The organism is Streptomyces sp. NPDC007095, from assembly GCF_040634475.1.
Lineage (GTDB): Bacteria > Actinomycetota > Actinomycetes > Streptomycetales > Streptomycetaceae > Streptomyces.
The window spans coordinates 1-15,193 of sequence record NZ_JBEYFS010000152.1 but is presented as its reverse complement, the minus strand read 5'-3'; the positions used below and the strand labels follow the sequence as shown (position 1 = coordinate 15,193).

The 15,193-nt window shown below is 68.1% G+C and carries 7 protein-coding genes and 4 pseudogenes; 5 read left to right on the top strand and 6 right to left on the bottom strand.

Going from position 1 to position 15,193, the window contains the following annotated elements; translation table 11 throughout:
• The first annotated feature begins 41 nt into the window (after nucleotides 1–41).
• Nucleotides 42–419, top strand: coding sequence for a hypothetical protein (locus ABZ656_RS38700; RefSeq protein ID WP_360274603.1), 378 nt, complete (start codon nucleotides 42–44; stop codon nucleotides 417–419).
• 195 nt (nucleotides 420–614) lie between these two features.
• On the opposite strand, the gene ABZ656_RS38695 is transcribed toward ABZ656_RS38700, so the two are convergent.
• Nucleotides 615–851 (bottom strand): helicase associated domain-containing protein, encoded by a 237-nt coding sequence (locus ABZ656_RS38695; RefSeq protein WP_360274600.1) that lies wholly within the window; start codon nucleotides 849–851, stop codon nucleotides 615–617.
• A 428-nt stretch (nucleotides 852–1,279) separates the two neighbouring features.
• Here ABZ656_RS38695 and ABZ656_RS38690 point away from each other — a divergent pair.
• Nucleotides 1,280–1,561: pseudogene (locus ABZ656_RS38690) on the top strand (kinase); the annotation flags it as partial.
• 46 nt (nucleotides 1,562–1,607) lie between these two features.
• Here the strand turns inward: ABZ656_RS38690 and ABZ656_RS38685 are convergent.
• The 3 genes and pseudogenes from ABZ656_RS38685 to ABZ656_RS38675 form a co-directional block, all read right to left on the bottom strand.
• Nucleotides 1,608–2,612 (bottom strand): hypothetical protein, encoded by a 1,005-nt coding sequence (locus ABZ656_RS38685; RefSeq protein ID WP_360274597.1) that lies wholly within the window; start codon nucleotides 2,610–2,612, stop codon nucleotides 1,608–1,610.
• A 507-nt stretch (nucleotides 2,613–3,119) separates the two neighbouring features.
• A pseudogene (locus tag ABZ656_RS38680) lies at nucleotides 3,120–3,596 on the bottom strand (SigE family RNA polymerase sigma factor); the annotation flags it as partial.
• A 419-nt stretch (nucleotides 3,597–4,015) separates the two neighbouring features.
• On the bottom strand, nucleotides 4,016–4,411 hold the full coding sequence (locus tag ABZ656_RS38675) for a DUF2690 domain-containing protein (protein ID WP_360274594.1): 396 nt from the start codon (nucleotides 4,409–4,411) through the stop codon (nucleotides 4,016–4,018).
• Nucleotides 4,412–4,781: 370 nt separating this feature from the next.
• Between ABZ656_RS38675 and ABZ656_RS38670 the strand changes: the two genes are divergently transcribed.
• Nucleotides 4,782–8,573, top strand: a complete 3,792-nt coding sequence (locus ABZ656_RS38670) for a hypothetical protein (RefSeq protein WP_360274591.1) — start codon at nucleotides 4,782–4,784, stop codon at nucleotides 8,571–8,573.
• 80 nt (nucleotides 8,574–8,653) lie between these two features.
• Here ABZ656_RS38670 and ABZ656_RS38665 read toward each other — a convergent pair.
• Nucleotides 8,654–10,306: pseudogene (locus tag ABZ656_RS38665) on the bottom strand (Helicase associated domain protein); the annotation flags it as partial.
• A gap of 970 nt (nucleotides 10,307–11,276) precedes the next feature.
• On the opposite strand from ABZ656_RS38665, the gene ltrA reads away from it, so the two are divergent.
• Both ltrA and ABZ656_RS38655 read left to right on the top strand, forming a co-directional pair.
• On the top strand, nucleotides 11,277–12,785 hold the full coding sequence (ltrA, locus tag ABZ656_RS38660) for a group II intron reverse transcriptase/maturase (protein ID WP_360274588.1): 1,509 nt from the start codon (nucleotides 11,277–11,279) through the stop codon (nucleotides 12,783–12,785).
• Between the two features lie 251 nt (nucleotides 12,786–13,036).
• Nucleotides 13,037–13,594, top strand: a pseudogene (locus ABZ656_RS38655) (transposase); the annotation flags it as partial.
• A gap of 1,078 nt (nucleotides 13,595–14,672) precedes the next feature.
• Here ABZ656_RS38655 and ABZ656_RS38650 read toward each other — a convergent pair.
• Nucleotides 14,673–15,193: hypothetical protein (locus ABZ656_RS38650; protein ID WP_360274585.1), on the bottom strand; the 521-nt coding region annotated here is incomplete at its 5' end.

Below are 15,193 nucleotides of genomic sequence, written 5' to 3'. Positions count from 1 at the left end.
ACGGTGGACAATCAACAGGGCAGTGCCTAAGGCGCGGGGGAGTGACCGTCGTGGGTGTATTTGTTCGGATCAGGGGGTGGTTGGAGTGCGACGATCGGCAGCTTGCCCGGGTCAAGGACATCGTCAGCTCCGAGGACCCCGATCGGACGTATAGCGGAGGCTGGGGCTTCCCGGCGCGGCAGTACAACTGGACCAACTGGGTTTTCTTCGGCGCTGACATGCGCGAGCAGTCCGTCGACTGGTTTCTGGAACAACTGCGTCTCGTAGCGCGGATTCCTGCCTCCGATGATGACAACGACCTGGTCACCGGCCTCTTCCTCGTCAGCCACGAAGTCGAGGGCATGAGTGAGTGGCAGGTCCGCGATGGGGGTGTAGCGATCGGAAGCGCAAACGGGGAGTACCAGTACCTCGACGAGTAAAGCCACCAACGCCACTCTTCTGCGTCAGGCGAGGATCCATCACGTTTTGTGGATCAGACATGCACAATGGGTGATCCACCTTCCTCTCCGTGGACGCTTGTGGGAGGTGGTTTCCTGCTGCTGTGGTCACCGTGGCAGGCCAGGGCGGTCGCCTTGCCTCCCTCACCGGGGCGACCGCCTGCCGGCCCGGCCGCCCTACCACCGCATCCCCAGAGCATCGAGCGCGGCCCGGCGTTCCGGGGTTAGCCTGTCGGACCTACGCCGCGTGTTGTCCAACCAGCCCCCCAGGCGCACCGACACGCTCTCGCCGCCGTCACCGGCCGTGTCCTCGACGTGATTCCTCCCAACGCGCAAGTGGCCTTCGCGGGCGTGGAACTGACGGGCCGTGGCAAGGTGCGTCGCCCACCGGTCGGCCTGTGCTTCCGACTCCATCGCCTCCTGCTACGCCTGTCCATACGCCTGTGGTGGCACCCGTACTGGAAGAGCGTCCCCTCGGTGCCGGCGGCGCGTGCCGAGTTGCGGCAGCTGGCCAGCGCCCGGGGAGCAGCGCGGGCCGCATGAGGAACGACCGGGTGCCCTCGGCTGCCCAGGCTCACGGAAACGCGTCAGGTCGCGGCAGGCGTTGCGTCACGAGGTTACGCCGAGGGCTGCACTGGGTGTTGCGGCAGATGTTGCGCGAGCCTTCGCAACGTCCTGGAGTTCGCCCAGGTCACCACGGGCGTACAGACGCTGTCGGGCCTCTGACATGCCCGTTGCGGCCGCCTTTGCCCATGTCCCTGGCTGGAGTTGAGGTGTGACGGTCCGGCTTCAACGAAACGTCCCAGGCGGTGTCACTGGCCGTCGATAGCGTGACCGCCGTGATGGTGGGCGCCGAAGAAACCCGGCTCGTGATCCTGCGCGGCAACAGCGCCTCGGGGAAGTTGTCCGTTGCGGCCGGCGGCCTGCGCGAGAAGTTCGGCCGCGGCCTGGCCGTGGTCGGCCAGGACAACCTCCGCCGCACCGTGCTGCGCGAGCGCGACCGGCCAGGAGCCGCGAACATCGGCCTGATCGACTGACGGCCCCGCTACGCCCTGGATGCCGGGTACTACGTCGTCGTCGAAGGCATCCTCTACGCCGACCGCTACGGCGACATGCTCGCCCAGCACTTGCGCAGCCTCCACCCGATGCCCTCGGCCTCAAGCTTGCAACCTACCGGGCCGTCACCATCAAGTAGCCGATCTTCTTCACGCGGCCGTGGTGGGCGACAATCGTCACGGGGTAGCGGCCCGGCTTGATGTCTGTACGGACGGTGGCCGTATTGAAGTAGCGGGGGTCATCGCCGTCGGCGCTCTTGCTGGAGTCGCGGTTGAGGTGGAGTACGTGGGTGAACGCGGGTGAGGTGGCGGTCAGCCGTGTGTCCTCGCCCGCATCCGGCTCCTTGTCGTGCCACACGACCGAGACCCGCCCTCCGGGGCGGACCTTGAAGTCGTGTCCGTGACCGCTGTCGGGGCCGCCGGTGCTTGGGTCGTAAAAGTCGGGGCCGTACGCTTTGCCGAGGTAGTCGGGTTCGCCTGGACGGGATTCCCGGACCGTCAGGCCCCTTGCGGTGATGGGGTGGCCTTGCGGACCGTACAGCTCGAAGGTGTAAGGGCCATCCGCAAGGCCGGGTTTGAGCTCCGGCTGGGCCGAAAAGGCCCGAGGGTTGTAGAAGTCGTATGTGGTGTCGTGGACGAGACGCACGGGCCTGGGCAGAGCTGCGGACCGTACGGTGAAATCGGTGCCCCGCTCACCTGGGTACAGGTCGTCGAAGAGCAGCGACACCGACTCCCCGGGGCGGGCCACCCTCGACGACGCCAGCACTGTGAACGACGGGCGCTGGGAGCGCACGACCTGAACCTTGTCGCGGGCCACGGTGTGGCCTGCGACGGTGACCGACAGCGGGTACCAGCCGGGCTTGTCCGTCATCGCGAGGGTTGCCACGGTCCAGTAGACCCCGTCCTGCCATCGCATCCGTGCGGGTGCAGCGAACGCGCGCGAGTCGGCGGTCACCCCGTCGCGTCCCTGGGTGCGGCTGATGCCGTCGATTCGTATGTCGACCAGTTCCCCAGGGCGGGCGTCGAGCTGGCCGTTCAGGATCAGCACGGGCTTGCGGTGCGTGGCGGTAGACGTGCTCGCGGCGTTGTCCGGGGTCTTGTCCGCCCTGGTCGCGGACACGCCCGGACTCTGCCTCGCTCCGGCTGTACACGCCGACATGGCGCACCCGCACAGCGCGAGACCAGCCGCCGTGACGCCCATGAGCCTGGGCCAATTCATTCTCGTCCCCCAGTCTTTGTCATACTAAAAGACGATGGAATGGCGCTGTTGGTTGTCGGCGGACAGGTCCAGGTTGGTGGGTGGGGCAGGCCGGCCAGGGGACGGCGAGGGGATTGGCGCCTCGGGTGTCTTCTCGCGCGCGATGACGGGGCCACGCGCGACGTCTGGCAGACAAGCTGCCTGGCCGAACTCCTCTGCCGCGTCGGCGACCTCAAGCGCTGGGCCCGCGACCGGTCCTGCGCCGCCTCCGGCTCCACCGGCCTGGAGTGAAAGGACCGCTGTGCGGGTGGCATGACTGCCCCCGTGTCCGTGTGCAGCGGGGATGCAGTGTGTCCGGGGCAGGGATCGTGCCTGGTGGCCGGTGGGTGGGTTCGCAGTGCCGGCTGCCGTTGTTGAAGGCGAGTCGGGGTCGCGGTGCTGCAGCTCTTGGCGGAGTTGGGCGAGTGCCCGGTGCAGTGTGCTTTTGACCGTGCCGGGTGCCATGCCGAGGGCGGTGGCCGTCTCGTCGGTGGACATCTGTTCCCAGTAGCGAAGGACCAGGACGCTGAGCTGTTGGGGCGGCAGCGTTTTGATGATGTCCATGAGCAGTGCACGGTCGGCGTGCTGCTCGGCCTGGTCCTCGACGGACGCGTCCGGCAGATGGTCGGTGGGGAGCTCCTGCAGTTTCCGGGCCCGCCACCATCCGGTGCGGGTGTTGATCATGACGCGGCGCAGGTAGGCGTCCGCGAGGCGTTTATCCGCTATGTGCTCCCACCGGTGGTAGGTGCGTAACAGCGCGGTCTGCAGTAGATCCTGGGCGGTGAGCGGGTCGCCGACCAGGCGGCGAGCGCTGCGCAGCAGAGCGTCTTGCCGGGTGCGGACGTACTCCTCGAATTCCAGGACCAGGCCGGGGTGCTTGCTCGGATTCACGTGGCACGTTCCCTTCGTGTATGGGCGTGGGTGGTCGGGCCTGTCGCGTGGGCATGCGGCCTTCGGGAGACACCGGGCGGGCCGGCTCTCGCCCGCCCGCCCGGCGGCGTTCGTTGCCCACCGCCTCCACGACGCCCAGACGGCAGACGTCTGGCCGCCCTGCTCCAGTAGCCGTTCATGGTCTGAAGCGCTGGCCGGTCCCCTCGTGCCGGCCAGTTCCCCGGGCCAGGACAACGCTGGTCAGCGGAGAGTGAAGCTGCATACCGCATGCCTTCGGCGTACCAGCTGGGACGGACCGCGTCACCGGTCCCGACGCGGATCAAGACCCAGAGAGGCCGAAATCGAATAGATCTGGCTGGCCAGCAAGCGAACTCGCTGGCCAGCCACCGGTTCTGTCAGAACCACGGCCAGGTGCAGCGGGTTACCCCGCCCGAGTGCGCGCAGGTCCGCATCTTGGCTCCGCCACCGTCGTAGTAGGACGGCGTGTGGGTATCCGACCCGGACTTCACCGTTGTCGCTCCGAGGTGCGTGTAGGTCTTCCCGTTGTCGTACGTCCGGTCGACCCACACCTTGTCATTCTTCTTCGCGTTGACGATCCTGCCCCAAGCACAGTGAGTCGTCGTGCTGTACCGCAGCTGGACCGTGGCACGGCCGGCCTTCACCGTATGCACCCCAGCCAGAACCGGGTGGGCGAAGGAGCAGGTGCCCAGCGGGACGATCACATCCGAGGCTTCCCCTGCATGGGCCGTCCCTGCGGTCAGGCCGCTCAGAGCCAGCGCTGCCGTTGCCATGCCTAGCGCTACTTTCTTGATCATTTTTCTCCCTCGTTGGTAATCCAGGCGCAGGTTCGGTTGCCTGTCCGAAGACGCGGCCGATCCAAGGGACTTCCTTCCAGGCACACCGATGGGTGGACACCGGGCGATGCACGGTCCTGTGGAGGACCCGGCCGGTGCTTGTGTCATCAAGTTCAGCAGTCCGGGGATTGAATGGGCAGCCGGTTCTGCCACCCTGATCAATGGCCGCCCCGCAGCTCAGGGGCACGGCGTCGTGGTGCTGACCAAAGAACGCGCCTTTGGTTTGCCCTCCCGCCACACGCGTGCGTACCTTGGCGGGCCTCGCGCCCCGTCCATGGGGGAAGCGGGCTGAGCAGAGGAGCCGTCGATGGCGGGGCGTCCGGAAAGCCCGGTGGATCCGAGTGCGGGGCCGGTGGCGCGGTTTGCCGCGGAGTTGCGCAAGTTGCGGGCGGAGGCCGGGAGTCCGACGTACCGGGTGATGGCCGAGCGCACGGACCAGGGGGCGAGCACGCTGTCGCAGGCGGCGGCGGGGGAGAGGCTGCCGACGCTGCCGGTCGTGCTGGCCTACGTGCGCGCCTGCGGCGGCGATGAGGCGGAATGGGAGGCGCGGTGGCGTGAGGCGGCCGCAGAAGTGGCGGCCGAGCCGCGCACCGAGGACGAGGACGCCGTGCGGCCTTACCGGGGACTGGCCCGCTTCGAACCAGGCGACGCCGACTTGTTCTTCGGCCGCGATGAGCTCACCGACCGCTTGGTCGAGCTCGCTTCGTCTCGCCGGTTCACCGCGGTGTTCGGCCCGTCGGGCAGCGGCAAGTCCTCGCTGTTGCGCGCCGGCCTCATCCCCCGCCTTCGTAGCCCCGAGGCGACCGGTCCGCAACCGGCCGGGCTGCGTGTCCTCACCCCTGGAGAGCATCCCTTACGCGCCCACGAGCTGCGCCTGATTCCGAAGGACGCCAACGGCGACACGTGGCTGATCGTCGATCAGTTCGAGGAGCTCTACACCCTCTGCCATGACCCGGCCGAGCGTGACGAGTTCATCGACCGCCTCCTCACCGCCATCGATCCCGGGAGCAGACTGCGCGTCGTCATCGCCGTGCGCGCCGACTTCCTCGGCCGCTGCGCCGAACACCCTGCCCTGACCGCTGCACTGCAGGACCGTACCGTGCTGGTCGGACCCATGAGTCGCGACGAGCTGCGTGAAGCGGTGGTCAGACCTGCCCAGGCCGGCGGGCTGATCGTGGAGCGTTCCCTGACCGCCCGGATCCTCGGCGAGGTCGAGGGCGAACCCGGCGCCCTGCCGCTGATGTCGCACGCCTTGCTGGTGACCTGGCACCACCGCAAGGGCCGCGTGCTGACCGAGGAGGCGTACGAGGCGGCCGGGGGCCTGTACGGTTCGGTTGCCCGCACCGCCGAGCGTGTCTTCTCCCGGCTGACGCCCGGCCAAGCCGAGGTGGCACGCCGCATCCTCCTGCGGCTCATCGCCCCGGGTGAGGGCACGCAGGACACGCGCCGCCCCGTCACCCGCGCCGAACTCGGTGCGGACGGCCTCGGCGACGTCGCGACCGTCCTGGAGCGGCTGGCCCGCGCCCGGCTGATCACCCTGGACCACGACACCGTCGACCTGGCGCACGAGGCGCTCATCACCGCCTGGCCCCGGCTACGCAGCTGGATCGACACTGACCGCGAACGGCTGCGTGCGCACCGTCGGCTCACCGAGGCGGCGCAGGCCTGGGACGTGCTGGACCGTGACCCTGGTGTGCTGTACCGCGGCACGCGTCTGACCGCGGCAGAAGAGGCATTCACCACCCCTGACGCCAGGGACGACCTCACTGCCCTGGAGCACGCCTTCCTCAACGCCAGCTTTGCCGCGCGTGACAGTGAGCAGCGGGCCGCGACCCGGACCACGCGGCGCCTGCGCACACTCACGGTGACCCTGTCCGCCCTGCTGGCCGTCGCTCTGCTGGCAAGTCTGATCGCATGGAACCAAAGCAGGAACAGCGAACACCAGCGGCGAGTCGCCGATGCCGCCCGCCAGGTTGCCCTGTCCCGACAGCTCGCAGCCCAGTCGACCAGCCTAATGGCCACCGACCCGGATCTGGCTTCGCTCCTGGCTGCCCAGGCCTACCGGACCAGCCCCACCAGCGAAGCGACCACCAGCCTCTACTCCGCTGCCGCCTCCCCGTTGAAGCGCCGTCTTACCGGCCACTCCGCCTGGGTGGAGACCGTGGCGTTCAGCCCCAACGGCCACACCATGGCCACCGCAAGCGACGACCACACCGTACGCCTCTGGGATGCAGCCACCGGCCGGCCCCGAACCACCCTCACCGGCCACAAAGACAGTGTGACGTCTGTTGCCTTCAGCCCCGACGGGAATACGGTTGCCACCGCAAGCGACGACCACACGGTCCGCCTGTGGAACACAGCCACCGGCCGCAGTCTGCGGCGCTGGCACGTTCCCAACGGCCGGACCGGAAGAGGCGACACCAACCATGAGGACAGCCTGGGGACAGTAGCGTTCAGTCCGGACGGGCACACTCTGGCCACCGGAAGCGCCGATCACACGGTGCGCCTGTGGGACGCCTCCACCGGCCGGCTCCGCACCACCCTCCACATCCCGCAAGTCCTGGTGTCGATCGTCTTCAGCCCTGACGGACACACCGTGGCGACCGTAGACGAGATCGGAAAGGTGATGCTGTGGGACATGGCCACGGGCCAACCCCTCATCACCCTCACCGACGCCGAGGGCAAGCCGGTAACGGTGGTGTTCAGTCCCGATGGGCACACTGCAGCCATCGCCGAGGCCAACACGGTCCGGCTCTGGGACGTAAAGACTGGCCGCAGCCGGACCTCTTTCGCAGGCCACACCGATGTGATCAGGGCAGAGGCTTTCAGCCCTGACGGGCACACTCTGGCCACCGCCAGCGACGACCGCACCGTGCGGCTGTGGAATGCCTCCACAGGCCAGCTCCGCACCACCCTCCCCGGGCGCACCGACCTAGCGGTATCACTGGCCCTCAGCCCGGACGGGCGCACCCTCGTCACCGGCAGCGGGGACGGCACAGTACGCCTGTGGGACGTGGGAACCCCTCAGCCTCACACCACCATCCGCCACATCAGGTACGTCAACTCCCTGGCATTCAGCCCGGACGGACACATCGTGGTCACCGGGAGCGTGGACGGGGCGGCCCGGCTGTGGGACGCAGGCACGGGCCGCCTCCGCGCCACCATGGGTCACATCGACAGTCCCCAGCGGGCGTTGGACGCCGACCCCAACGGCGTGGAACTGACGGCATTCGCACACGGCCACACTCTGACAACCGCAAGCGACGACGGCACGGTACGCCGGTGGGACGTGGCGACGAGTCGGCCCCTGACCCTCCTGACCGGCAACCGGAACAACCAGAACCCCGACCGCCCAGTCGCGCTCAGTTCCGACGGACGCACCCTAGCTACTGAGCGCTTGAAAGCTACTGAACACCCCGGCGCTCCTGGCTTCCAGGTCTCGCTGTGGGACCTATCCACCGGCAAGCCCTGGGCCAAGCTCCCAACGCTTAGTGGCATCTACGCCTCACACATATTCGTGGCATTCAGCTCAGACGGACGCACCTTGGCTACCAGTGCGGCCAACCGTTCTGTGCAGCTCTGGGACAGCTCCACAGGCCGACTGAAAGCCAACCTCGCCGCCACCGGGTCCGGCACTTTGGCGTTCAGTCCGGACGGGCACATTCTGGCTGTGAGCGGTGCTGGCAACACGGTGCGGCTCTGGGACGTGGCTACACACCAGCCTCGCAACACCCTCAGCGGCAACCAAGGACAGGTATATTCCCTGGCGTTCAGTCCGGACGGGCACACCCTGGCCACCGGCAGCGCCGACCAGACGGTACGGCTCTGGAATGTGGCTACCGGCCAGCTCCAGATCACCATCAACGCCCCTACGGGCGGTGGCAGGTTGGTGACGTTCAGCCCCGACGGACATACCCTGGCGGCCACTGGTGACAGCCCCGATCAATCCGGTCACACGTTGCGCCTGTGGGCCATATCCCCGCTGAATCAGGCCAGAGCGATCAGCAAGATCTGTCACGCTGTTCACCGCGACCTCACCGCACAGGAACGATCGACGTACCTCCCAGGTGCCCCAGCCAACCGAGTCTGCCGCTCGTGAGCGATCTGCTCTACAGGGATCCGTCGCCCGATCCGACCAAGGAACAGCGGCGGATCCCCGTAATCTTCCTGGCCGCCCCTTCAGGTCCAGCGCATGCCGATGGTGGACAGCTGCTGCACGCGCTCGGGTGTCAGCGACGCCACCCTCGAGCGCTGGTTGCCGATCCAGGCCCCCAGCCGGAGATCACGCTGTTCCTGGTCCTCGCCGTCGCTGCTGATCACGATCGTCTCGACGTGTTTCCTGGGCACCCGAAGATGTCCCTCGCGTTCGTAGAACTGTCGGGCGGCGGCGAAGTTGAGCGCCCACTTGCCGGCCTGCGTACGGCGTGGGACCGGTTTCTCGTTCTCGGTGGCGGGTTCGATCCCGAGGACCTGCTCGCACATCCACTGCTGTACGGCGGTGAGCTTGTCCCAGCCGAAGCGAACGGCCTTGACCCACCGCCCGAGATCCTCGCCCTGGCGCACGACCACGCCCGGCTCGGTCGGCAACTCGCCGCCCTCGTCCAGGTGCCGGCGGGTGAGGTGGAACGCTCTCTGCCATTCCACGGGCCAGGCCGGGCGCCACGACGGGTCGATCTCCTCAAGCTGCTCGCGCCGCTCCTCCGACAAGGCGCCGGCCGACGACGGAACCGGAAGCCCCTGGGCACGCTGCTGCTCGATCTCAGCGGCCTTCCGGGCGGCGGCCCGGGCGTTCTTCAGCCAGATCCCCACCTTGGCCCCCTGATAAGTGGCGTCCAGCGGGGCCAGGAGGTGCCCGTGTTCGGCAGCCCATCCACGGGCGGCGGCCAGGCCCTCTTCCCACGCGACGTCGAAGTGCGACCACACCATGCCGAGCTTCTCCAGCTGCGCGCCGCGGTCGGCGTCCATGTCCCCGCGGGCGTAGAACCTTCGGGCGTCGGCGATCCATTGCCCCAGCGGGAAATTGGCGAGTGAGGCCGGCCACCCCTCGGCTTCCGCCTCCTGGTCGCCGCGCTCGGGAACGCGGTACGTGAACGGCACCTTGAGATCGCCCACCTCGCGGGCGTAGATGACGGCGGCCTCGATGCCGCGCCGCCAGTGCTCGTGCTCGGGGTTGAGCACCCGCAGGTTGATGAACGCCGCCAGCGCGGCCGGGTCACGCGGAGTGGAGAACTTCAGCAGCGCCTTCGCCGAAGCGGACGCACCACCGGAGCCGTCCCCAGCGCCGCCCTTCTCGCGCGTCTGCACGCCCCTGGAGCGGCTTTGGGCCTGCTGCTCGGCCAACTGCTCAACGATGCGGGCGTCGTGCGCCCTGAGCGCTTCCAAGAGCTTCGCCAAGCCGCCATACGCCCGGGAGGTGAGCATGTTGTCCGCCGTCTCCCCGGGACCCAGCAGCACCGGCACCACGAGGGAGGCCATCTTCCCCTCGCCCGGCTGCATCCGCAGCGCCCGGCCCACGGCCTGGACCAGGTCGGGCATGGAGCCGCGCACGTCGGCGAAGTACACAGAGTCACAATTTCGGGTGTCGACGCCCTCGCCCAGGACCTTCACCGAGCTCAGGAAGCCCTTCTCCACCATCGTGCCGTCCATGGCGATCCCGTCGGCGAACTCCCCGAGAACCCATCGACGGTGGTTGGGCTTGTGGTCGCCGCACAGCCAGTTGGCCCAGATCGTGGCCGGGTACAGCTCCGAGTCCGCGGCGTGCAGCTGCGCGGCGACATCGGGAAGGCCGGCCGCGAACGCCTCGGCTTCCTTGACCACGTGGTGGAAGGTGATGTCAGCGGTCATGCAATTCGGCTCTGTCGGAGATCTTGTTTGCGCCGTGAGGCGCTGCTGGTTCGAGTGGAGGTGAGAGACCTTCGCCAACGCCTGTCGCAGCAGGGTTGTTGAAGCTGAGGGCAGCCTGACCCGGGTGGTGACGGGGAGGGCGGGAAGCGGCCCTGACAAAGCCGGGACGTGCCAGTACTGCCAGATGGTGCGGGTCCGGCGAGCGTGATGGAGAGGAGTACGCAAGGAACCGGCGTGTTACGTCTCTTAAAGCGACACCGGCTCGAATCTGGTGGATCTGGGCCGGATGTGGCGCGTATCCGGGTCATTCTTTCGGGTGATCTGGAGAACTCCTGGGGCGGTATTCAAGAGCTGCTCGGGAGGCCGTGGGGAAGGTCTGCGGCGTACTCGCGGCGATGCCACAGGGACACAGTCGGGCTCCTCCTTCATCGGGATTCCTCCGTGGATACCCCCGCCTTCAGGCGGGGAGGAATCGGACTCCTGCGGAGCAGGGCAGGGAAAGCCGATTCGCCGCCAGGGCGGATCGGCGTCTACCGCCAACGACCCGCAGGAGACTGGTAGTTTGTAGGCCGTCCGGCCGGTGATAACCAAGCTGGCCGGGCCTACCGCCGGGCTGGCGGGATGTCAGGTCTGTGGAGCTGGCGTAAGACTGCTGGGCGTACCAACGTCCTTTGCCGTTAGTTCGGGGCAGCTGCTGTCTGAGAAGCAGAAAGCTCAACCCGCGAGGGAAGAATCCCCCTGCTTCAGCTGGGGGAGAAGTCAACGAGCGAACCACAGTGAACACGGGAACCGTCCCGGTCCTTGCCCTTCACGCCGCGTCCGGCGGTGGTGGCGGGGCTGAGTCCACCGACGACTGATCGGTCCGGGAGGGGGCGGAGCCGCCGTAGTACTCCGAGGCCGGGAAAGCCGGTCACATGGGGAAGGGCGGCAGCGGTATCGAGAAGGGAAGGATGCTGCAATGCCGGAAGATGCGCCGCCGAACGGCGACGCTCCGCCAACGGGCCCCGAAATGGGTCCCCGTCAGCGGGTATCGGAGATGCAGGCCAAGCTTCACCGTTGGGCGGCGGCCGACCCCGGCCGCAGGTTCGACGACCTGTTCAACTTCGTGCACGATCCGGCCACGCTGCGAATCGCGTGGGACCGGGTTGCGGGCAATCAGGGGGCGCGGACTCCCGGCGTGGACGGCCGCACGGTCGGCTGGATCGAGTCCGAGATCGGCGTCCCGGCCTTCCTGGCCGAGGTGCGTGAGCGGCTCAAGGCACGGGCCTGGAGCCCGATGCCGGCACGCGAACGCGCGATTCCCAAGCCCGGTGGCTCGGGGAAGGTCCGCAAGCTCGGGATTCCCCGGGTGGAGGACCGCTTGGTCCAGGCGGCACTGAAACTGGTGCTGGAGCCCATTTTCGAGGCCGACTTCGAGCCGGTTTCCTACGGGTTCCGGCCCGCGCGGCGGGCCCAGGACGCGATCGCCGAGATCCATTACTTCGGCACCCGAGGCTATCGGTGGGTGCTGGATGCGGATATCGAGGCGGCCTTCGACAACGTCTCGCACCGCGCCGCTATGGACGCGGTGCGGGTCAGAGTCAAGGACAAGCGCGTACTGGATCTGGTCAAGGCGTTCTTGAAGGCTGGTGTCCTCACTGAGGACGGTCAGTACCAGGACACTCACACCGGCACCCCGCAAGGCGGGATCCTTTCACCGCTGATCTTCAACATCGTCCTGTCGGTGCTCGACGAGCACCTGCACAGGCCGTGGAAGAACGGCGGGGAGATGAGCACCGGCTCCTGGCGAGACCGACGTCGCTATCTGGGCCTGCCCAGGTGGCGGGTCGTCCGTTACGCGGACGACTTCGTCGTCCTCGTGCACGGCACCCGCGACGACGTCGAAACGCTGCATGAAGACATCGCTCATGTGCTGGAGCCTCTGGCTCTTCGGCTGTCACCGACCAAGACCCGAATCGTGCACATGACCGACGGTTTCGACTTCTTGGGGTTCCGCATCCAGTGGCGCCGCAAGCAGGGAACCAACGACAAGTGGTACGTCTACACCTTCATCGCCGACCGGCCCCTCCGGTCGTTGAAGGCGAAGATCCGTGCCCTGACCCACAGGACGTTGCAACACGCTCCCAGGGACGTGCTGATCCGTCTCAATCAGATCATGCGCGGCTGGGCCAACTACTTCAAGCACGCAGTGGCGAAACACACCTTCAGCATGTTGGAACACTTCGTCTGGTGGCGGGTGGTCCGGTGGCTGAGGGCTCTGCATCGCTGGAGATGGAAGGACGTTCGCCGGTGGCTCGCCAACCCCCGCGGGGGCTGGCGTCGCCCACATGCGGACGGGATCGAACTCTTCGACCTCGAGACGGTGACGATTACCCGTTACCGCTACCGGGCGTCGAGGATCCCCAACCCCTGGGGCCGGTATCAACCACGCCTGAAGGCAGAGACCGTGGAGAGCCCGTTGCGTTGAGAGGCGCACGGCGGGTTCGGCGAGAGGTCCGGAAAAACGGACCGGGAGCAATCCCGGCACCGCGCTCCGGGCCTACTCAGCGACGGAGTCGGTCTGAACTGGGCATCAACTGGGTGTGCGGTTCAGGGGATTTGGGGCGGTTGCTGCCGCATTTAGTTGGTGTGGTGGTGGAGTCGGCGGACCGGGCCGCCGGGGTGGTCACGTTTCGTGCGTCGTGCCGGGCGCTGCCAGTGCGGTGTCCGGGGTGTGGGATGCCGTCGTGGCGGGTGCACGGCCGGTACACGCGGCAGCTGCGGGATGCACCGGTCGGGCTGACGCCGGTGGTGGTCGAGCTCGTGGTGCGGCGGTTCAAGTGCAGTAACTCCCGCTGCGCCGCGGTGACGTTCGCCGAGCAAGTGGAGGGCCTGACCCGGCCGCACGCCCGGTACACACTGTTGTTACGGCAGATGCTGTCGTCGATCGCGCTGGTGCTGGCGGGGCGTCCTGGGGCCAGGCTGGCCGCGCTGCTGGGTATTCCGGTGGCCAAGGACGTGCTCCTGGGCCTCCTCTGCTCGGTTCCGGATGCACCGTCCGGCCCGGTCAGAGTGCTGGGCGTTGATGACTTCGCCCTCCGCAAGGGCGACTCCTACGCGACCCCCCTGGTGGACCTGGAAGCCCGCCGCCCGCTGGACGTCTTGCCCGGCAGGGACGCCGAGCCCCTGGCCTCCTGGCTCGCCGGCCACCCGGAGATCGAGGTGATCTGCCGCGACCGGGCCGGCGCCTACGCCGAAGGCGCCCGCACCGGGGCCCCGCAGGCCCTCCAGGTCGCCGACGGCTGGCACCTGTGGCGCAACCTCGCCGAAGCCGTGGAGAAGACCGTCGGCGCCCACCATTCCTGCATCCGCGCCACGTTCACCCCGGCCCCCGACATCGCGGAGCCGACCACGGCGTCCCTGGTCACGGCGGAGTCATCGGAGCCGGAGCCTGACTTCGTCCCACCCGATGGCGCGCTCGACGTCCTGGGCCGCCCCCGCCGGCTGGTGGCCCGCACCACCGAACGCTACGAGGCCGTCCAGCAGCGCCTGGCCGAGGGGAAGTCGCTGGCCGCGATCCGGCGGGAACTGCGGCTGGACCACTCCACCGTCCGCCGATTCGCCCGCGCCCAGAGCTTGGAGGAACTGCTGGTCAAGGCCACCAACCGGGCCTCGAAACTCGACCCCTACAAGCCGTATCTCCATCAACGCTGGCGTGAGGGCTGCCATGACGTCCTGCGTCTCCACCGAGAGATCCAAGAACAGGGCTTCACCGGTGACGTCCAGAGCGTCCGCCGGTACTTCCGCCCATTCAAGAAGCCGCACAGCCCGCTGCCGAAGTCATCGCCCGCGCCCCCTCCTCCAGTCAGGACCGTCCCCAAGCCCCGGCGTGTGGTCCGCTGGATCATGACCGCCCCCGACCGGCTCCCGGAAGCCGATGCCACCGAGCTCAAGGAGATCCGCACCGGCTGTCCGCACCTGGACCTCATCGTCAGGCACGTCCGCGACTTCGCCGCGATGATGCGCAACCAGAACGCCGAGGCCCTCCCCGCCTGGATGGACCGGGTCAGGCCGACGACCTGCCCGCCCTGCACTCGCTGGTCAACGGCTTCCACCGCGACCTCGGCGCCGTCACTGCCGCCTTCGCCACCCCCTGGAGCTCGGGCCAGGTCGAAGGTCACGTCACGAGAGCCAAGCTCCTCAAGCGCATGGGCTTCGGTCGCGCGCACCTCCCGCTTCTCCGCAAACGCATCCTTCACAGCCCATGACCGCGCATCGGTTACAAGATCTCCGACAGCGCCCGTTTCCCCATGGGGACGACGGCCGCCGACGGTGACCACAGATCCGGTTTCCACGCTCCTGCTCGGCGTCGGCCTCACAGATACCGCGGCGTGCTGGAACCGGTGAGATCATCCGTTCGCCCACCGCGCCGCCACAGCAACACGCTGAGTGCGACGAACCAGACGAAGCCAAGGAAACGACCGACCGGGATGAAGACCGAGCCGCCCTCGGCGACGAGCGAGCTCATCGACAATACGCTGGCCACCCCGATCACCATGCCGCTCCACGTGACCCAGGCGGGCAAGGCGTGGCTGGCGCGTCCCGTCGCGGCGACCAGGAAGACCGCCACGCCAAGGGCGGCGATGGCCGGGCCGGCACCGGTGATGAAGGACAGGTCCGAGACGGCCCGATACGTGGACAGCTCCGCCTTGGAGCTGATCTGAGCCAGAACCCAGCTGGTGCTGGCGGAGAGCAGGAGGAGAGCTCCGGCGACGGTGGCCAGCGCGCGGACCATGCCCGCCCGGGCGTCGCTGCCGTACCTGCGGACGAACGCGGTCAGACAGGGGACGAACGCCAGCAGCGCGAGGGCAGACAGCCCCTGGAGCAGGCCGAGGA

Coding starts and splice junctions, on each gene's coding strand:
- ltrA (WP_360274588.1), top strand. CDS start 11,277: ATGCCGGAAGATGCGCCGCCGAACGGCGACGCTCCGCCAACGGGCCCC.
- ABZ656_RS38675 (WP_360274594.1), bottom strand. CDS start 4,411: ATGGCAACGGCAGCGCTGGCTCTGAGCGGCCTGACCGCAGGGACGGCC.
- ABZ656_RS38670 (WP_360274591.1), top strand. CDS start 4,782: ATGGCGGGGCGTCCGGAAAGCCCGGTGGATCCGAGTGCGGGGCCGGTG.
- ABZ656_RS38695 (WP_360274600.1), bottom strand. CDS start 851: ATGGAGTCGGAAGCACAGGCCGACCGGTGGGCGACGCACCTTGCCACG.